Genomic DNA, 18,251 nt, shown 5'->3' on the forward strand with positions numbered 1-18,251 from the left:
CCGGCGCGCCGGCGATGGAAGCGGTCCCCAGCCGGGAGCCGCTGCTGGAGGTCGACGACGTCACGCTGCGCTTCGGCGGCGTGGTGGCGCTCGACAACGTCAACTTCACCCTCTACAAGGGGGAGATCCTCGGGCTGATCGGCCCGAACGGCGCTGGCAAGACCACCTGCTTCAACGCGATGACCGGCATCTACCAGCCGACCACGGGTGAGATCCGGTTCCGTGGCGGCAAGATCAGCGGGAAGAAGCGCCACCAGATCACTCAAATGGGTATGGCCCGGACGTTCCAGAACATCCGCCTGTTCCCGGAGATGACCGCCCTGGAGAACGTCCAGGTCGGCGCGGACGCGCACCACAAGACCAGCGTGCTCTCCGCTCTGTTCCGGTTGCCTCGGCACCGGCGCGAGGAGCGCGAGGGACGGGAGAAGGCCGAGCGGCTGCTGGAGTTCGTCGGCATCCGGCACCGGCTGCACGAGTTCGCCCGCAACCTCTCCTACGGGGAGCAGCGGCGGTTGGAGATCGCCCGGGCGCTGGCCACCGATCCGGTGCTGCTCTGCCTGGACGAGCCGGCCGCCGGCTTCAACCCGGCGGAGAAGGAGGAGCTGCTCCAGCTCATCCGGCAGGTCCGGGACACCGGCGTGACCGTGCTGCTGATCGAGCACGACATGCGCCTGGTCATGGGCGTCACTGACCGGATCGTCGTGCTGGAGTTCGGAAAGAAGATCGCCGAGGGGCTGCCCGCCGAGGTGCGGGACAACCCGAAGGTGGTCGCGGCGTACCTGGGGGTGCCGGACGATGTTGCTTGAGATCGACGATGTGAGCCTGCTCTACGGGCGGATCCAGGCGTTGCACGGCATCAGCCTGACCGTGGCCGAGGGCGAGATCGTCGCGCTGATCGGCGCCAACGGCGCCGGGAAGTCGACCACCATGCGGGCGATCTCCGGGATTCGGCCGATCGCCACCGGCAGCATTCGCTTCGAGGGCGAGGACATCTCCAAGCTCCGGGCGGACCTGCGGGTCCGGCGAGGGCTCTGCCAGGCGCCCGAGGGCCGGGGGATCTTCCCCGGCATGTCGGTTCTCGAGAATCTGGACATGGGGGCGTACACCCGGCGCGACCGTGCCGGGATCGCCGAGGACCTGGCCCGGGTGCTCGACCTCTTTCCCAGGCTGGCGGAGCGACGTAAGCAGGCCGGAGGTACCCTTTCCGGCGGCGAGCAGCAGATGCTGGCCGTCGGTAGGGCGTTGATGAGCCGGCCCAAGCTGCTGTTGCTCGACGAGCCCTCGATGGGGTTGGCGCCAATGCTGATCCAACAGATCTTCGACATCATCAAGGAGATCAACGAGCAGGGCACCACAGTCCTGCTGGTGGAGCAGAACGCGCAGCAGGCGCTGGCCCGAGCGCACCGGGCGTACGTGCTCGAGACCGGCAAGATCGTCAAGACCGGAACCGGCGCCGAGCTGCTGCACGACCCGGCGGTCAAAGAGGCATACCTCGGCGTGGCCTGAGCGGCCGTCACACCCCTCATGCAAGGAGTGCAGAGACATGTTCAATACCAACGGTGCCCGCCGGGCGGCGCTCGGTGCCGCCAGTGCGGCGCTGATCGCCCTCTCGCTGACGGCGTGTGGGGAGAAGGAGAACAGCGGCACGCCCGGTGCCGGTCCGACCGTCACGGCGGCGGCTGACTCGGCGCTGGCCGGGAAGGTGCCCGACGCCATCAAGGCCGACGGTGTGATCAAGGTCGGCACCGACTCGACGTACGCCCCGGCGGAGTTCCTCGACGCCGACGGCAAGACGGTGGTCGGCTTCGACGTCGAGCTGTTCAACGCGGTGGCGCAGAAGCTCGGTCTCAAGGCCGAGTACGAGTCGGCGCCCTTCGACGCGATCCTGCCCGGTGTCGACTCTGCCAAGTACGAGATCGGCGTCTCGTCGTTCACGATCAACGCCGAGCGGCTCAAGAGCGTCAACATGGTGAGCTACTTCTCCGCCGGCACTCAGTGGGTGACCAAGGCCGGCAACGCGGCCAAGATCGACATTGAGAACGCCTGCGGCAAGAAGATCGCCGTGCAGACCGGCACCGTGCAGTTCGACGACATCACCGCCCGGTCGAAGAAGTGCACCACCGGCGGCAAGCCGGCGATCACCATCGACCAGTACCAGGCGCAGAGCGACGCCACGGCCGCCGTGTTCAGCGGCAAGAACGACGCCATGCTGGCCGACTCCCCGGTCGGGGCGTACGCGGTGAAGCAGAGCAACGGCTCGTTGGAGCTGGTCGGCGAGATCTACGAGTCCGCCCCGTACGGCTACGCCGTCAAGAAGGACCAGACCGTCTTCGCCGAGGTGCTCAAGGAGGCCGTCCAGGCGGTCATCGCTGACGGCTCGTACCAGACCGCGTTGAAGAAGTGGGGCGTCGAGGGCGGCGCCATCACCTCCTCGGCGCTGAACCCCGCCAACTGACGCATGTCGTCGGAAACGGACACAACCGAACGGGCACGGCCGGAACCCATCCAGGCCGTGCCCGTCCGGCATCCTGGGCGTTGGGTAGCGGTCGCCGTGATCGGGGTGCTGGTGGCCATGTTCGTCCACCTGCTGGTGACGAACAAGGCGTTCAACTGGGCGTTCATGGTCGACGAGATGTTCCGGCCGCCGATCATGGAGGGTCTGCGCGGCACGCTCGCGCTGACAGTGCTCGCGATGGTGATCGGCGTCAGTCTGGGCGTCGTCGTCGCCATCATGCGGTTGTCGGAGAACCCGATCCTGCGGGGCGTCTCCTGGGCGTACACCTGGTTCTTCCGTGCGGTGCCCCGGCTGGTGCTGGCGATCCTCTTCGGCAACCTCGGCATCCTCTGGGCCCGGATCGAGTTCGGGCTCCCGTTCGATCGGCAGATCGGCGCGCTCTTCGGCGTCGACGACTTCGAGGCACGTCTGTTCGGCTTCTCCGCGCTGGAGATCCTCACGGGATTCGTCGCCGGCATGCTGGCGCTCGGGCTCTCCGAGGCGGCGTACATGGCCGAAATCGTTCGGGCCGGGATCCAGTCGGTGGACGAGGGGCAGACCGAGGCGGCGCAGGCGCTGGGCCTGAGCCGCACCCAGATCCTGCGCCGCATCGTGCTGCCGCAAGCGATGCGGGTGATCATCCCGCCGACCGGCAACGAGACCATCGCGATGCTCAAGGACACCTCGCTGGTGGCCTTCGTGCCGGTCTCCACCGAGCTGTTCTTCCAGCTCAAGGCCGTGGGTAACCGGACCTTCCAGGTCTTCCCGATGTACGTGGCGGCCTGCCTGTGGTACCTGCTGCTGACCAGCGTGCTGCTCGTCGGGCAGTACTACCTGGAGCGGCACTTCTCCAAGGGGTTCGGCAAGAGCGCCCAAGCGAAGATCAGACTGCGCGGGATCACCGCTGAGGCCGGCGGTAGCGCGAGCGAGGCGGGTCGGTGATGACGCAGGTGACGACACCGGCGGAGGCCGCGGGAACGGCCGGCGACGGCGTGATGGTCCGCGCTGAGCAGGTGCACAAGTCGTTCGGGTCGGTAGAGGTGCTCAAGGGCATCGACCTGGAGGTCCGCAGCGGGGAGGTCTGCTGTCTGCTCGGGCCCTCCGGCTCGGGCAAGTCGACGTTCCTGCGCTGCATCAACCATCTGGAGAAGATCAACGCCGGCCGGATCCGGGTGGACGGCGAGCTGATCGGTTACCGGGAGCGCGGCGGCAAGCTGCACGAGATGCGGGAGAAGGAGATCGCCACCCAGCGCCGCGCGATCGGCATGGTGTTCCAGCGGTTCAACCTCTTTCCGCACATGACCGCCCTGCAGAACGTCGCCGAGGCGCCGGTGCTGTCGGGCCGGGAGCGCAAGGCCGCCGCCCGGGACCGGGCCGCCGCGCTGCTCCAGCGGGTCGGGCTCGGCGACAAGCTGGGCAGCTACCCTGGGCAGCTCTCCGGCGGGCAGCAGCAGCGGGTGGCCATCGCCCGGGCGTTGGCGATGCAGCCGAAGCTGATGCTCTTCGACGAGCCCACCAGCGCACTGGACCCGGAGCTGGTTGGCGAGGTGCTTGACGTGATGAAGGACCTGGCCCGCGACGGCATGACGATGATCGTGGTGACCCATGAGATCGGCTTCGCCCGTGAGGTCGGCGACTCGCTGATCTTCATGGACGACGGCGTAGTGGTGGAGTCCGGCGCTCCGCGCGAGGTCATCGCCAACCCCCGACATGACCGGACGAAGGCGTTCCTGGCCAAGGTGCTCTGAGTCGTACCCGGCGCGGCCGTTCCGAACGGCCGCGCCGGGCGTCGTGCCGGTGTCCCGTCCTGTCGTAGCGGCGGGCTAGAGTCGCTGCCGTGACAGCTACGACACCGCGCCTGCTTCTCGTTGACGGACATTCCATGGCATACCGGGCGTTCTTCGCCCTGCCGGTGGAAAACTTCTCCACCACGACGGGGCAGCCGACCAACGCGGTGTACGGCTTCACCTCGATGCTGATCAACGTGCTGCGCGACGAGCAGCCCACCCACATCGTCGTGGCCTTCGACGTCTCCCGCCACTCCTTCCGCACCGACAAGTACGCGGAGTACAAGGCCGGCCGCAGCGAGACCCCGACCGACTTCAAGGGCCAGGTCAGCCTGGTCAAGGAGGTCCTGGCCGCGTTGCAGATCCCGGTGGTGGAGAAAGAGGGCTTCGAGGCCGACGACGTCATCGCCACGCTCGCCTGCCAGGCCCGCGACCAGGGCATGTCGGTGCTGATCAGCAGCGGTGACCGCGACGCGTTCCAGCTGGTCGACGATCAGATCACCGTCCTCTACCCGCGTAAGGGCGTCTCCGACCTGGCCCGAATGGACCCGGCGGCGATCGAGGCGAAGTACGGCGTTCCGCCACAGCAGTACCGGGACCTCGCCGCGCTGGTCGGCGAGACCAGTGACAACCTGCCCGGCATCCCGGGCGTCGGCCCGAAGACCGCAGCCAAGTGGATCACCACCTACGGCGGGGTGGAGGGCGTGATCGCCCGGGCCGACGAGATCAAGGGCAAGGCCGGCGACAGCCTGCGGGAGCGGCTCGCCGACGTGATCCGCAACTACGAGATCAACTGTCTCGTCTCCGACCTGGAGCTGCCGCTGCGCCCGGAGGAGACCCGCTGGACGGGTTGGGACCGGGAGGCGGTGCACCAGGTCTTCGACACCCTGGAGTTCCGCATCCTGCGCGACCGTCTCTACCAGTACCTGGAGGCGGTCGAGCCGGAGGCCGAGTCCGGCTTCGACCTCACCGGCGAGGTGCTCACCGAGCCCGGTGCGCTAGCCGGGTGGCTGACCACGCACGTTCCGACCGGCACCCCGGTCGGGTTGGCGGTCAAACTCGACACCGGCCCCAACCGCCGGCACACCGCCTCGATCACCGGTCTCGCGCTGGCCACCGCCGGCGGCGCGGCTGCCTGGGTCGACCCGGCGCAGCTCGACCCGACCGACGAGGGCGCCCTGGCCGGCTGGTTGGCCGACGCGCAGCGCCCCAAGGTGCTGCACGACAGCAAGCCGGCCGTGCTGGCCTGCGCCGCGCACGGCTGGCAGCTCGCCGGCATCGTCCGGGACACCCAGATCGCCGCGTACCTGGCCCGCCCCGACCAGCGGTCCTATGACCTGACCGACCTGGCGCTGCGCTACCTGCACCGGGAGCTGCGGGTGGACGTCCCGGAGTCCGGCCAGCTCACTCTCGACGGCCTCGGCGACGAAGGGGTTGTCGAGCAGAACCTGATGCTCCAGGCCCGTGCCACCCTCGACCTGGCCGACGCGATCGACGCCGAGCTGTCCCGCGACGGCGAGCAGTCCGCCCGGCTGATGGCCGGCGTGGAGCTGCCGCTGATGCGGGTGCTGGCCACCATGGAGAGCACCGGCATCGCCGCCGACACCCACTATCTCTCCGAGCTGGAGGCCCACTTCGCCGCCGAGGTGAAGGCCGCCGCGCAGGGCGCGTACGAGGCGGTGGGTCGGGAGTTCAACCTCGGCTCGCCCAAGCAGTTGCAGGAGATCCTCTTCACCGAGCTGGGTCTGCCGAAGACCAAGAAGATCAAGACGGGCTACACCACCGACGCCGACGCCCTGCAGTGGCTCTACGTGCAGCAGCCGCATCCGGTGCTGGCCCACCTGCTGCGCCACCGGGACGTGGCCAAGCTCAAGTCGACAGTCGACGGGCTGCTCAAGTCGGTCTCCGACGACGGGCGGATCCACACCACCTTCAACCAGACGGTGGCGGCCACCGGTCGGCTCTCCTCCACCGAGCCCAACCTGCAGAACATCCCGATCCGTACCGAGGAGGGTCGTCGGATCCGGCGGGCCTTCGTGGTGGGGGAGGGCTACGAGAGTCTGCTCACCGCCGACTACAGCCAGATCGAGATGCGCATCATGGCGCACCTCAGCTCGGACGACGCGCTGATCGACGCGTTCAACTCCGGCGCCGACTTCCACGCCGCCACCGCCTCGTCGGTCTTCGGGGTGCCGCTCGACGAGGTCACGCCCGACCAGCGCCGCAAGATCAAGGCGATGAACTACGGCCTGGCGTACGGCCTGAGCGCCTTCGGCCTGTCCCAACAGCTCAGCATCAGCACTGAAGAGGCGCGCGGGCTGATGGAGAACTACTTCGCCGGCTTCGGTGGGGTGCGCGACTACCTTCAGCAGGTGGTCGCCCGGGCCCGCCAGGACGGCTACACCTCCACCATCCTCGGCCGACGCCGCTACCTGCCCGACCTGGTCAGCGACAACCGGCAGCGCCGTGACATCGCGGAGCGGATGGCGCTCAACGCCCCCATCCAGGGCTCCGCCGCCGACATCATCAAGGTGGCGATGCTGCACGTCGACACCGCGCTGCGCGAGGCTGGGCTGGGCTCACGGATGCTGTTGCAGGTGCACGACGAGCTGGTCTTCGAGGTCGCCCCGGGTGAGCGGGAGTCGTTGGAGGCCCTGGTCCGGCGGGAGATGGGCGAGGCTTACCCGTTGTCGGTGCCGCTGGAGGTGTCGGTCGGTCTGGGCCGGGACTGGAACAGCGCCGATCACTGATCTGGTGTGCGGGTGGGGGGTTCCGGGGCAGCCCGACCCACTCCGGGCGGTCAGGCTTGATCCCTGCGTGGGTCGGGCTGCCCCGGAACCCCTGACCGGGTCGTCCTGGTCGCGGCCGCTGACGTGGTGGATCAGGGGTCGTCGGGCTGCGCCGGTTACTTCAGGGGGTCGTGGCCCCAGTTCATGAGGGACCAGCGCCACTTGGTGTCGCGGACGTTGCCGGAGGGGCGCTGCGCCATGTGCCGGCGTACGTAGCCGACGACCTTGCGCATGTGCTTGTAGTCGCCGTCAGAGAGGTCACCGCGTTTGCGGCGGAGCAGGTCGATGATCTTCCGCCCGGATTCGTGCCCGACGGATTCGCCACCACCAGCACGACCGCCCTTGTGCCAGCCGACCTGCTTCGACTCGTCGCTCTCCAGCCACGTGGACAGCTCACCGGGCTTCATGTTCACCGCTTCGGTGAACTCCCGGTAGGTGTCCCGGCCGTCGTCACCTCTGCTCATGACGCAGCGCCTCGGGGCGGTGGGCCACGTCGCGACCCGTGCCGTCACTGCGGACCCGGTACTGCGGGTCGTCGGGGGCCGCGTTCACGGCCCGCCCGCGGATCCGCGTCCGCTCGGTGATCGTCCCCCGCACCACGCCGTACGCGCGGCTGCCGTGGGCCGACCAGGAGACATGGTCGCCCTTGTGGAATCTCTGTTCGGCCATGGTCCTCGGCTACCCGGGGCGGCCCGGGCGAAACGACTACGGGGTGATCTCGGCGACCGGCAGCTTGATGTCGAACGGCTCGGTCAACTCGATCACGTCCGGCCCGTCGGCGACCAGTTCGTACTGCCGCTCACCGCCCGGCCCCACCCGGTCGCCGATCCGGTACGCGTACACGTGCACCGGGTCCTGCTCGATCCGCCAGTAGAACGGGATGCCGGCGGCGGCGTACTCACCCGGCTTCGCGAACCGGTCGATCCGTCGCGTGCCGGGCGAAACGATCTCTACGGCGAGCACGACGTCTGACGGCCGCAGAGTGGACCGGTCGGACGGCACGTCGGCGCGGCAGAGCAACAGGTCTGGTTGCCGGCTGGTGTTGCGACTGAGCCCCACTCCGACCGCTTGGGCGACTCGGAGATGGCCCGGCACGCGTGAGTGAAGCCAAAGACGTAGGAGGAACGAGATGTCTTGATGGCCCAGGGTGGGGGAGGGTGTCACCTGGACAACTCCGTCGACGAGTTCGACGCGGGGGGCGTCGTCCGGCAGGGCGAGCAGGTCCTCCAGCGTGTAGTCGGCACGCTGCTGCCGCATCGGGTCCGGACACCAGGGGCCAGGTGATGTCGGGATGGGCTCGGCGCTCATGGGGCTGAGCCTACCGGCGATCGATGCGACGCAGGGCGGACTGCGGGTGCGGCGCGCTCAATCGGCGGGCTTCTCGGTGACGAAGATGGCGGTGCCGGGGAAGAGTCGTCCGCGCAGCGGGCTCCACTGCCCCCAGATCCCCTCGTGGCCCTTCGGCCACTCCGGCTCCACCAGGTCCAACAGCCGGAACCCGGCGCCGACCAGCTCGCGGATCCGGTCGCCGAGGGTGCGGTGCTGCTCGACGTAGGTGGCCACGCCGCCCTCGTCCTGCTCCACGTACGGGGAGCGGTCGAAGTACGAGTGCACGGCCGTCAGGCCGCCCTCGCCGGGGTCGTCGAGGAAGATCCACCGCATCGGGTGGGTCACCGAGAACACCCACCGGCCGCCCGGGCGCAGCACCCGGTGCACCTCGGCGAGCAGCGCCGCCGAGTCGTCCACGAACGGGATCGCACCGAACGCCGTGCAGGCGAGGTCGAACGACCGGTCGGCGAACGGCAGGGCGAGCGCGTCGGCCTGCACCAGCGGTACGCGTACCCCCGTGCGGTCGGCGGCCTCGGCGGCGTGCCGCAACATGCCGGCGGACAGGTCGAAGGCGACCGGCCGGGCGCCCTGGGTGGCGAGCCAGCGGGCGGCGGCCGCGGCGCCGGCGCCCACCTCCAGCACCCGCCGCCCCGACACGTCGCCGAGCAGCCGGGCGTCGGCCTCGCGCAGGCCCTCCGGGCACCACACGAAGTCCACGTCGCCGAGGAACGCGCCGTGTTCGGCCTGGTAGTCGTCGGCGTCGGTGTCCCACCAGCCGCGGTTGGCGCGCCGGGCCTCGGCGTCACCCACCCGGCGCCGGGTAACCCGGCTGTCGTCATCCACGCGCTCACGCTAGGCCCCACCCACCCCATTGGGTACGGCGGCGCGCGTCCACGATCTGCGCGACCCCTCGCGCGGGCCGCGTGGTGCGCGCCGGCGGGGCGGGAGGGGCTGCTGTGACGCAGGAGACAGCAGGGGTGTTTTCCGGGCGATTGTTCGGCTTTCGCAGGTCATCGCACGAAGAGAACCCGGGAGGGCTTGCACGCTGTGGTAATGCGCACGGTAGGCTAGACGATGCGCTCGCGGATCGCGTTGCCTCGGCAGGGAGCAGGTGCGCGGTCGACGGAGCCACATCATGATCTCACTAGGCGATCGTTCGGTGTGCCCGGCGACGGATCCGCTGGCGCGAACAGGTCACTGCGACACACCAGCCTGCTGTGACAACCCACCGACCGGAGCAACCGCCCACATGACGAGCAGCATCGAGGCCCCCTCGAGCGCCACCCGGGTCACCCACGACGATCTCGGTTCCGAGGAGGCATTCCTCGCCGCGATCGACGAGACCATCAAGTACTTCAACGACGGCGACATTGTCGAAGGCACCGTCGTCAAGGTCGATCGGGACGAGGTCCTGCTCGACATCGGCTACAAGACCGAGGGTGTCATCCCCTCTCGGGAGTTGTCGATCAAGCACGACGTGGACCCCGCCGAGGTTGTGACGGTTGGCGACCACATCGAGGCCCTGGTCCTCCAGAAGGAGGACAAGGAGGGTCGTCTGATCCTCTCCAAGAAGCGGGCGCAGTACGAGCGGGCCTGGGGCACGATCGAGAAGATCAAGGACGAGGACGGCGTCGTCCGCGGTTCGGTCATCGAGGTGGTCAAGGGCGGCCTCATCCTCGACATCGGGCTGCGCGGCTTCCTGCCCGCGTCCCTGGTCGAGATGCGTCGTGTGCGCGACCTGCAGCCGTACGTCGGGCGGGAGCTCGAGGCCAAGATCATCGAGCTGGACAAGAACCGCAACAACGTGGTCCTGTCCCGCCGGGCCTGGCTGGAGCAGACGCAGTCCGAGGTGCGCACCGAGTTCCTCAACAAGCTGCAGAAGGGCCAGGTCCGCAAGGGCGTCGTGTCCTCGATCGTCAACTTCGGCGCCTTCGTGGACCTGGGTGGCGTCGACGGTCTGGTGCACGTCTCCGAGCTGTCCTGGAAGCACATCGACCACCCGTCCGAGGTCGTCGAGGTGGGCCAGGAGGTCGAGGTCGAGGTCCTGGACGTCGACCTGGACCGCGAGCGGGTCTCGCTGTCGCTGAAGGCGACCCAGGAAGACCCGTGGCGGCAGTTCGCCCGCACCCACGCGATCCAGCAGATCGTGCCGGGTAAGGTCACCAAGCTGGTTCCGTTCGGTGCGTTCGTCCGCGTGGACGACGGCATCGAGGGCCTGGTCCACATCTCCGAGCTGGCCGAGCGCCACGTGGAGATCCCGGAGCAGGTCGTCCAGGTTGGCTCCGAGGTCATGGTCAAGGTCATCGACATCGACCTTGAGCGCCGCCGGATCTCGCTGTCGCTCAAGCAGGCCAACGAGGGCTTCGTCGAGGGCGAGGAGCACTTCGACCCGACCCTCTACGGCATGGCCGCGACGTACGACACCGAGGGCAACTACATCTACCCCGAGGGCTTCGACCCGGAGACGGGCGAGTGGCTCGAGGGGTACGACAAGCAGCGCGAGACCTGGGAGAACCAGTACGCCGAGGCTCGTCTGCGCTGGGAGGCCCACACCAAGCAGGTGCAGACCTCTCGGGCCGCCGACGCCGAGGCTGCCGCCAACCCGACTCCGGCCGTTCCGGCCGCTGGCGGCGGCGGTGGCGGTGGCACCACCTCCTCGTCCAGCCCGGCCCCGAGCCGGCAGGCCGAGGAGCCGGCCGGCACGCTGGCCACCGACGAGGCGCTCGCCGCACTGCGGGAGAAGCTCGCCGGCGGTAAGTGACCCGCTGAACGACGACGGGCCCCGTCCCCGCGATCTCCGGATCGCTGGGGGCGGGGCACTCGCCGTACCCGCCGTGCCCCGCACTCGCTGCGGACGCTGCGTGCAGGGCGGCGCGAGTTGCGGGGGGCGGGGGGCGGGGGGCGCGGGGCGCGCGGCGCGGGGCGCGGTCGCGGCCCGAGGTGGTGGGGTGGTTTGGGAGGTCGCCGGGCCGTGGGTGGGTTTGGCGGCGGGCTTGTCGATCCGGTTGACTGTTCGGGTGCTGAGGGTGGGGTTGACCGGCGGGATCGGGTCAGGCAAGAGCGCGGTGGCCGCGCGGCTCGTCGAGCGGGGTGCGGTGCTGATTGACGCCGACCGGGTGGCCCGGGAGGTGGTGGCGCCGGGTACGGACGGCCTGGCCGAGATCGTCGCCGCCTTCTCCGACACGGTGGTGGACGCCGACGGCGCACTGGACCGTGCCGCACTGGGAGCTGTGGTGTTCGCCGACGAGACCGCCCGTCGTCGGCTGGAGGCGATCACCCACCCCCGGGTCCGGGCCCGCACCGCGGAGCTGGCGGCCGCGGCGGCACCCGACGCGATAGTCGTCAACGACGTACCGCTGCTGGTCGAGGTGGGTCTCGCGCCGACGTACCACCTGGTGGTCGTGGTGCAGACGGCCGTGTCGACCCGACTGGAGCGGCTGGCGCGCGACCGGGGGATGGGTCGCGCGGAGGCCGAGCGGAGGATCGCCGCGCAGGCCGACGACGCCCGCCGCCGGGCGGCGGCGGACGTGGTGCTGACCAACGACGGGAGCCTGACGGCGCTGCACGACGCCGTCGACCTGCTCTGGAAGCAGCGGTTGGTGCCCTATGAGGACAACCTGCGCCAGCGGCGGGTGGTCCCGCCGGACGCGGCCGAGCTGGCCGGGGCCGACGCGAGTTGGCCGGAGCAGTACGCGCGGCTGGCCGCCCGGATCCAGCACGCCCTCGGCGCGGATGCCCTACGGATCGATCACATCGGTTCGACGGCGGTTCCCGGCCTGGCCGCCCGGAACGTCATCGACGTGCAGGTGGCGGTCTCCAGCCTCGCCGACGCCGACGGGCCGTTGGCTGATCGGCTGGCGAACGCCGGGTTCCCACGGGTGCCAGGGCAGTGGTGGGACGACCCGCGTCCGGCCGGCCGGGGCCGCTGGGAGAAGCGGCTGCACGGCAGCGCGGACCCCGCCCGCCCGGTTCGTCTGCACGTGCGGTTGGCGGATTCGCCGGGCTGGCGGTACGCGCTGCTGATGCGCGACCACCTGCGTGCCGACCCGGATCAGCGGGCCGCGTACCTGCTGTTCAAGCGGGACCTGGTCGACGCGGCGCCGGAGGCCGGCGATTCCGGCACGGCCCGTAACCCATGGTTCGACGAGGAGTACCTGCGGGCCGAGCAGTGGGCCGCGCAGACCGGCTGGCGTCCCTGAGGCACCGGTCAGCGGGCACCGGGGCGAGGGGTCGAAGACCGAGGGGCCGAAGGCCGAGGGGTGGCGGGCCGAGGGTTGGCAGCCAGTCGGGGTACGACGGCGGGCTGGAGATCCAGGTATGCCCACGCGCCGGCGTCGGTCTGCAACTCGAGCCGGCGGAGCGACCCGTCCCGGTCGATCCAGTAACGCAGCCGCGCGTTGGCGGGACCCGATTCGATGACGTCCACGGTCCGTCCGGCGGTGACGTCCTCGCGTACCCGCACGGCCGCGCCGCGCTGCCCGACCGACCCGGCGGCGACTGCGGCGTCGACCAGCACGCTCAGGTCGTCCCGGCCGGGCCGGGAGACCCGCCATCCGGCGGTCGGGGGCGGCAGCGGCGGCCGGGCCGGCGCCTCGGCGGTGCCGCCGCCGGCATCGGCCGCCGGCAGGTCCGCCCGGGCCAGACCGGCGGCGTCGCGGCGCAGCAGGGTCCGGCGGTCCGGTACGCCCAGGTCGGCGACCGCGAGGTACGCGGTACGCGCGGTCCAGCTCAACCAGCCGGCGGCCCGCAGGTTCGTGTCCGTGCCCAGCGGTGCGGTCAGCGTCACCGTGGCACCGCCGTGGGCGCGAAGCCGGGCCGGCAGCCGGTCGAGCCGACGCTGCTCGGCGTCGGTCAGCGCGCGGGGCAGACCGGGGCGGCCGCCGAGTAGGTCGACCGGCCGTAGTGTCGGCCGATCCGCTCGGTTGAAGATCATCGTGACTGGTCCGGCGCCGGGCAGCGGGGTCACCAGCTTGTGCAGCCGGGCGTCCTGATCGAGCCAGTACCGGGTCTGCCCGTCCGGGGCGGGCGTCGCCGCGCTGGGGGTGCCGATCGTCGTGCTGGCGGCTGGCGCGCCGGTAGGCAGTGGCGCCTGTATGACGTCCAGTGGGCCGGCCGGGACGGTCTCCCGGGCGATCCAACGCGCCCCGTCGGGCGGTGCCGTCCGGGTCGTGGGGTCGGGGCGGTCGGCGGCGAGATTGAGGAGCAGGTCGAGCACCGGCGCCAGGTGCGCCCCGGGTGCCAGCCGGTGCAGCCGCCACCGGTCCGCCGGGGGCATCAGTGGTGGGGCGGCGGGAGTGGGCACCGCCGCCGGATCGGGCCGGATCACCAGCACCGGACCGCTCTTCTGCAACAGTCCGCGTTCGGCACCCGCTCCCGGCCCGCCCACGTCGAGGTAGAGCAGCGACCGGGACCAGTCCACCCAGCCGACCAGTTCGATGCGGGCGGCGCCGGTGCCGGATGTGACCCGTACGCCGGCGCGCAGGTCGCGCAGGTTGGTGACCCGCACGGCGGCCAGCCGCTCGCCTTCCGCCAAGGTCAGCGGCCGGGCCGGCTCGGGCGGGTCGGGCGCCCAGCTCAACAGCCCGAGCACCAGCGCCGTCGCGGACGTCACCGCCGTCAGACCGAGCAACAGCAGCACCGTACGTCGACGACGGCCGGCCGAGGACGGCCCGGTGGTGTCGGCGGCCCCGGTGGTGTCTGCGGTGTCCGGGGTGTCGTCGCGGCGGGTGGTCGCGCGGTTTCCCGCGAGGCTTCGCTCGGCGGCGGCCCGCCGTGTGTCGTCGGTCTTGCGACCTGCGGTGGCTCGGCGCGCGCCGCCGCTGGTCCGGCCGGCCGTGGGCCTGCCTCCGGTGTCGCTGGGGGTGCGGCTGGTCGCCGAGGCGCTGCCGGCCGGGCCGGTGCGGTGCCGCCCGCTGCCGGTGCCCGGGTCGTCCGGCGGGGGTGTGGCGGTGCGGGCGGTGCTCGGGTCGTCAGGCCGGGGTGTGGCGGTGCGGGCGGTGTCGGGCGCCGGGGTCGGAGAGGTGTCCACGGAGATGAAACGGGCGGGGAGGCACCGGGGTGACGAGCAGGGGCGCTCGCGGCGGCCGGTCTGCGCCTCGAGCGCGACCACACGGGTGCGCACGCCGGACGAGCCGGGTGCTGCGACCGCAGTGCCGGGGGTGACCGGCCTGATGTTGGCCTGGCCACCGGCCCGGTCGGCCGCCGCGAGCGGCCTACATGAAGAGGGTAGTCCCGGTGACATGGGCCACACAATGGGAATATTGAAGCTGATCACGTACCTGGCGTGACGGCCGTTCCTGTCGGACCTCCGGCGTACCGTTGGTGGCATGGCGCTCGACATTCCCCGGCTGGACAGCCGCTTCCAGGTCGTCAGTGAGTTTCAGCCGGCCGGCGACCAACCGGCGGCCATCGATGAGCTTGAGCGCCGGGTTCGGCGCGGCGACCGCAACACCGTGCTGCTCGGCGCGACGGGCACCGGCAAGAGCGCGACCACGGCGTGGCTGATCGAGCGGCTGCAGCGCCCCACCCTGGTGCTCGCCCCGAACAAGACGCTCTGCGCGCAGCTGGCCAAGGAGTTCAGCGAGCTGCTGCCGCACAACGCTGTCGAATACTTCGTCTCGTACTACGACTACTACCAGCCCGAGGCCTACATCCCCCAGACCGACACCTACATCGAGAAGGACTCCTCGATCAACGAGGAGGTGGAGCGGCTGCGGCACTCGGCGACGATGTCGCTGCTCACCCGCCGCGACGTGATCGTGGTGGCGACCGTCTCGGCGATCTACGGCCTGGGCACCCCGGAGGAGTACCTCAACCGGGCGGTGAAGGTGCAGATCGGGCAGGAGCTCGACCGCGACCAGTTGCTGCGTCGGCTCGTCGACATCCAGTACACCCGCAACGACATGGCGTTCCAGCGAGGCACCTTCCGGGTCCGCGGCGACACGCTGGAGATCATCCCGGCGTACGAGGAGCTGGCGATCCGGATCGAGCTGTTCGGTGACGAGGTGGAGAAGCTCTACTACCTCAACCCGTTGACCGGTGATGTGGTCCGCGAGGTCGACCAGCTGGTGATCTTCCCGGCCACCCATTACGCGGCCGGTCCGGAGCGGATGGAACGCGCGATCCGTGACATCGAGGTGGAGCTGGCCGAGCGCCTCGCCGAGCTGGAGCGGCAGGGCAAGTTGCTGGAGGCGCAGCGGCTGCGGATGCGCACCACCTACGACATCGAGATGATGCGGCAGGTGGGCTTCTGCTCCGGCATCGAGAACTACTCGATGCACATGGACGGGCGGCTGCCCGGCAGCCCGCCGCACGCCCTGCTCGACTACTTCCCCGACGACTTCCTCACAGTGGTCGACGAGTCGCACGTGACCATCCCGCAGATCGGCGGCATGTACGAGGGCGACGCGTCGCGCAAGCGGATGCTCATCGACCACGGCTTCCGGCTGCCCAGCGCGGCCGACAACCGGCCGCTGCGCTTCGACGAGTTCCTGGAGCGGGTCGGCCAGATGGTCTACCTCTCCGCGACCCCCGGCACCTGGGAGATGGAGCAGGCCCAGGGCGAGTTCGTCGAGCAGGTGATCCGACCCACCGGTCTGGTCGACCCGGAGGTCGTGATCAAGCCGACCAAGGGTCAGATCGACGACCTGATGCACGAGATCAAGCTGCGGACCGACCGGGACGAGCGGGTGCTGGTCACCACGCTGACCAAGAAGATGGCCGAGGACCTGTCCGACTACCTCCTGGAGAACGGCATCCGGGTGCGCTACCTGCACTCGGAGGTCGACACGTTGCGCCGGGTGGAGCTGCTGCGCGAGCTGCGCAAGGGCGACTACGACGTGCTCGTCGGCATCAACCTGCTCCGCGAAGGTCTGGACCTGCCCGAGGTGTCGCTGGTGGCGATTCTCGACGCCGACAAGGAGGGCTTCCTGCGCAGCGGCCGGTCGCTGATCCAGACCATCGGGCGGGCCGCCCGTAACGTCTCCGGCCAGGTGCACATGTACGCCGACAAGATCACCCCATCGATGGCGGCGGCGATCGACGAGACCGATCGGCGTCGGGCCAAGCAGATCGCGCACAACGAGGCGCACGGCATCAGCCCGGAGCCGCTGCGTAAGAAGATCCACGACATCCTGGACGACATCTACCGCGAGGCGGAGGACACCGAGAACTCCCGGGTTGGCGGCGCGGTGCGTCAGCTTTCCCGAGGCAAGGCGCCGGTCAAGGAGACCCGCAGCCGGAGCCGGTCCGGGGCGAGCACCACCTCACGGGAGGGAATGGCCCGTGCCGACCTCGCCCAGCTCATTCAGGAGCTCAACGACCAGATGTTGGCCGCCGCACGCGAGCTTCAGTTCGAGTTGGCGGCCCGGATCCGCGACGAGGTCTCCGACCTGAAGAAGGAGCTGCGCGGCATGGACGCCGCCGGCGTGAAGTGACGGCCACCCGGTCGGCCCCGCCCAGCGCTCTGCTCGGGCCCGGCCGGCCGGGGCACGCGAAGGGCGGGCACAGTTGACGGCGGTGGCGCCGATCGGCGAGATGGTCCTCGGGGTGCCCGACGCCAGCCTGCGTCCGTTCGTCGACAGGTACGTGGGTTACCGGGAACGGGCTGACGTGCCACTGGTCCGCCGGGAGCCGGCTGGCGTCTTCGTGGTGCTGATCCTGGGCTGGGGCGCTCCGCTGGACGTGACCGATCCGCGTAGCGAGCAGCGCGGCGTCACCGCTGTCGACTCGTTCGTGGCCGGCACCTTCGACAGTTGGTGCACCACGCGCACCGTGGGCGTGGGGGAGGGCGTCGAGTTGCTGCTCGCCCCCCTCACCGCCCGCCGGCTTCTCGGTCTGCCTCTGAGTGAGCTGACCAATCGGGCCGTCGGCGTCGGGCAGCTCCCGGGCCGTTGGCTGGATCGGCTGCGCGGCCGGCTCGCCGAGGCCACCGGCTGGTCGGAACGGTTCGACCTGCTCGACCGGGTGCTCGCCGCCCGGCTGGCGGCGTCCCCGCCGGTGGACCCGCGGCTCGACTGGGCGTGGCGGTGGCTGGCCACCAGCGGTGGCCGGGGGAGCGTCGGTGTGCTCGCCGACGAGTTGGGCTGGAGCCGCCGGCACCTCGCGTCCCGGTTCCGGCGGGAGGTCGGGCTGCCGCCCAAGATGGCCGCCCGGCTGCTTCGCTTTCAGCAGGCTCACGCCGCGTCGACCCAGGCCGGCGGGGTCGGGCGGGGAGTCGACTGGGCCGCCGTGGCGGCGGGCTGCGGCTACTACGACCAGTCCCACCTGATCCGGGACTTCCACGAGTTCGCGGGGGCCACCCCGGCCGCACTGCTCTCCGGCCGCTGACAAGCACCGGCCGACCGGAGCCGGGCCGGCGACCGCCGAGCCGACCGAAGCCGGGTCGGCGACCCGCCGAGGTCACATTCGTCCAATCCGGAGCCACGCCGCCGGCCGCAGAATCGGGTCATGCGAACCATCTATCCGATCTTCCGTTATCCCGATCCCCGCGCCGCGATCGACTGGCTCGGTGCCGCCTTCGGTTTCCGGGTGCATGCCGTGCACGAGGCGCCGGACGGTACGGTCGCGCACGCCGAGCTGGTCCTCGACACCGGCATGATCATGCTGGGTGCTCGGGCCGACGCCCCGCCCCGTCCGGCCGACGACGACTGGTCGGTCTACGTGGCCGTGTCGGACGTCGACGCCCACTGCGCCCAGGCCCGCGCGGCCGGCGCCGATATCATCCGCGAGCCGTTCGACACCGACTACGGCTCCCGTGACTACTCAGCCCGCGATCTGGCCGGCAACGTCTGGTCCTTCGGCACGTACCGACCCTGAGCCGGCCACGCCGACCGGGGGCGGGCGGCCCGCCGG

General features: G+C 70.6%; 16 protein-coding genes. 11 read left to right on the forward strand and 5 right to left on the reverse strand.

Going from position 1 to position 18,251, the window contains the following annotated elements:
• Window positions 1-14 precede the first annotated feature (14 nt).
• The 6 genes from FB453_RS28850 (at window position 15) to polA (ending at window position 7,031) form a co-directional block, all read left to right on the forward strand.
• Window positions 15-806, forward strand: coding sequence for an ABC transporter ATP-binding protein (locus tag FB453_RS28850; RefSeq protein ID WP_167457740.1), 792 nt, complete (start codon window positions 15-17; stop codon window positions 804-806).
• A complete protein-coding gene (locus tag FB453_RS28855) occupies window positions 796-1,506 on the forward strand; it encodes an ABC transporter ATP-binding protein (protein ID WP_091407914.1) in 711 nt (236 codons plus the stop codon). Before FB453_RS28850 ends, FB453_RS28855 begins: the two co-directional genes overlap by 11 nt.
• A gap of 37 nt (window positions 1,507-1,543) precedes the next feature.
• Window positions 1,544-2,455 carry an ABC transporter substrate-binding protein gene (locus FB453_RS28860; protein WP_112582678.1) on the forward strand — a complete coding sequence of 304 codons (912 nt, stop codon included), beginning with the start codon at window positions 1,544-1,546 and terminating at the stop codon, window positions 2,453-2,455.
• Between the two features lie 3 nt (window positions 2,456-2,458).
• Window positions 2,459-3,436, forward strand: coding sequence for an amino acid ABC transporter permease (locus FB453_RS28865; protein ID WP_112582677.1), 978 nt, complete (start codon window positions 2,459-2,461; stop codon window positions 3,434-3,436).
• On the forward strand, window positions 3,436-4,242 hold the full coding sequence (locus FB453_RS28870; RefSeq protein ID WP_145795294.1) for an amino acid ABC transporter ATP-binding protein: 807 nt from the start codon (window positions 3,436-3,438) through the stop codon (window positions 4,240-4,242). Before FB453_RS28865 ends, FB453_RS28870 begins: the two co-directional genes overlap by 1 nt.
• Window positions 4,243-4,331: 89 nt before the next feature.
• Complete coding sequence (gene polA, locus FB453_RS28875; protein ID WP_112582675.1) at window positions 4,332-7,031, forward strand: DNA polymerase I; 2,700 nt, start codon at window positions 4,332-4,334, stop codon at window positions 7,029-7,031.
• Between the two features lie 155 nt (window positions 7,032-7,186).
• On the opposite strand, the gene FB453_RS28880 is transcribed toward polA, so the two are convergent.
• Genes FB453_RS28880 through FB453_RS28895 form a run of 4 tightly spaced genes read right to left on the reverse strand, consistent with a single transcriptional unit; the run spans window position 7,187 to window position 9,242 of the window.
• A complete protein-coding gene (locus FB453_RS28880; protein WP_112734098.1) occupies window positions 7,187-7,534 on the reverse strand; it encodes a DUF3140 domain-containing protein in 348 nt (115 codons plus the stop codon).
• Window positions 7,521-7,739 (reverse strand): hypervirulence associated TUDOR domain-containing protein, encoded by a 219-nt coding sequence (locus tag FB453_RS28885; RefSeq protein ID WP_145795296.1) that lies wholly within the window; start codon window positions 7,737-7,739, stop codon window positions 7,521-7,523. The genes FB453_RS28880 and FB453_RS28885 overlap by 14 nt, the downstream gene beginning before the upstream one ends.
• 36 nt (window positions 7,740-7,775) lie before the next feature.
• The gene (locus tag FB453_RS28890; RefSeq protein WP_486480513.1) at window positions 7,776-8,378 is read right to left on the reverse strand and encodes a Uma2 family endonuclease; all 603 of its coding nucleotides are present in this window, start codon (window positions 8,376-8,378) and stop codon (window positions 7,776-7,778) included.
• A 57-nt stretch (window positions 8,379-8,435) separates the two neighbouring features.
• Entirely contained in the window at window positions 8,436-9,242 is an 807-nt protein-coding gene (locus tag FB453_RS28895) for a methyltransferase domain-containing protein (RefSeq protein ID WP_145795299.1), read from the reverse strand.
• Window positions 9,243-9,648: 406 nt separating this feature from the next.
• On the opposite strand from FB453_RS28895, the gene rpsA reads away from it, so the two are divergent.
• Both rpsA and coaE read left to right on the forward strand, forming a co-directional pair.
• A complete protein-coding gene (gene rpsA / locus FB453_RS28900; RefSeq protein ID WP_112582670.1) occupies window positions 9,649-11,160 on the forward strand; it encodes a 30S ribosomal protein S1 in 1,512 nt (503 codons plus the stop codon).
• Window positions 11,161-11,416: 256 nt separating this feature from the next.
• Window positions 11,417-12,598: a dephospho-CoA kinase gene (coaE, locus tag FB453_RS28905; RefSeq protein ID WP_145795301.1), complete on the forward strand. Its 1,182-nt coding sequence runs from the start codon at window positions 11,417-11,419 to the stop codon at window positions 12,596-12,598.
• Window positions 12,599-12,606: 8 nt separating this feature from the next.
• On the opposite strand, the gene FB453_RS34475 is transcribed toward coaE, so the two are convergent.
• Window positions 12,607-14,427 carry a hypothetical protein gene (locus tag FB453_RS34475; RefSeq protein WP_186718622.1) on the reverse strand — a complete coding sequence of 607 codons (1,821 nt, stop codon included), beginning with the start codon at window positions 14,425-14,427 and terminating at the stop codon, window positions 12,607-12,609.
• A gap of 298 nt (window positions 14,428-14,725) precedes the next feature.
• On the opposite strand from FB453_RS34475, the gene uvrB reads away from it, so the two are divergent.
• The 3 genes from uvrB to FB453_RS28925 all read left to right on the forward strand — a co-directional run bounded on the left by uvrB (window position 14,726) and on the right by FB453_RS28925 (window position 18,215).
• The gene (gene uvrB, locus FB453_RS28915) at window positions 14,726-16,834 is read left to right on the forward strand and encodes an excinuclease ABC subunit UvrB (protein ID WP_145795303.1); all 2,109 of its coding nucleotides are present in this window, start codon (window positions 14,726-14,728) and stop codon (window positions 16,832-16,834) included.
• A gap of 82 nt (window positions 16,835-16,916) precedes the next feature.
• Window positions 16,917-17,726, forward strand: a complete 810-nt coding sequence (locus FB453_RS28920; protein ID WP_486480514.1) for a helix-turn-helix domain-containing protein — start codon at window positions 16,917-16,919, stop codon at window positions 17,724-17,726.
• A gap of 120 nt (window positions 17,727-17,846) precedes the next feature.
• Window positions 17,847-18,215 carry a VOC family protein gene (locus tag FB453_RS28925; protein WP_145795306.1) on the forward strand — a complete coding sequence of 123 codons (369 nt, stop codon included), beginning with the start codon at window positions 17,847-17,849 and terminating at the stop codon, window positions 18,213-18,215.
• Window positions 18,216-18,251: the final 36 nt, after the last annotated feature.

It is taken from the genome of Micromonospora sp. CNZ322 (assembly GCF_007827755.1).

Coding starts and splice junctions, on each gene's coding strand:
- FB453_RS28850 (WP_167457740.1), top strand. CDS start 15: ATGGAAGCGGTCCCCAGCCGGGAGCCGCTGCTGGAGGTCGACGACGTC.
- FB453_RS28855 (WP_091407914.1), top strand. CDS start 796: ATGTTGCTTGAGATCGACGATGTGAGCCTGCTCTACGGGCGGATCCAG.
- FB453_RS28860 (WP_112582678.1), top strand. CDS start 1,544: ATGTTCAATACCAACGGTGCCCGCCGGGCGGCGCTCGGTGCCGCCAGT.
- FB453_RS28865 (WP_112582677.1), top strand. CDS start 2,459: ATGTCGTCGGAAACGGACACAACCGAACGGGCACGGCCGGAACCCATC.
- FB453_RS28870 (WP_145795294.1), top strand. CDS start 3,436: ATGACGCAGGTGACGACACCGGCGGAGGCCGCGGGAACGGCCGGCGAC.
- FB453_RS28880 (WP_112734098.1), bottom strand. CDS start 7,534: ATGAGCAGAGGTGACGACGGCCGGGACACCTACCGGGAGTTCACCGAA.
- FB453_RS28885 (WP_145795296.1), bottom strand. CDS start 7,739: ATGGCCGAACAGAGATTCCACAAGGGCGACCATGTCTCCTGGTCGGCC.
- FB453_RS28890 (WP_486480513.1), bottom strand. CDS start 8,378: ATGAGCGCCGAGCCCATCCCGACATCACCTGGCCCCTGGTGTCCGGAC.
- rpsA (WP_112582670.1), top strand. CDS start 9,649: ATGACGAGCAGCATCGAGGCCCCCTCGAGCGCCACCCGGGTCACCCAC.
- uvrB (WP_145795303.1), top strand. CDS start 14,726: ATGGCGCTCGACATTCCCCGGCTGGACAGCCGCTTCCAGGTCGTCAGT.
- FB453_RS28925 (WP_145795306.1), top strand. CDS start 17,847: ATGCGAACCATCTATCCGATCTTCCGTTATCCCGATCCCCGCGCCGCG.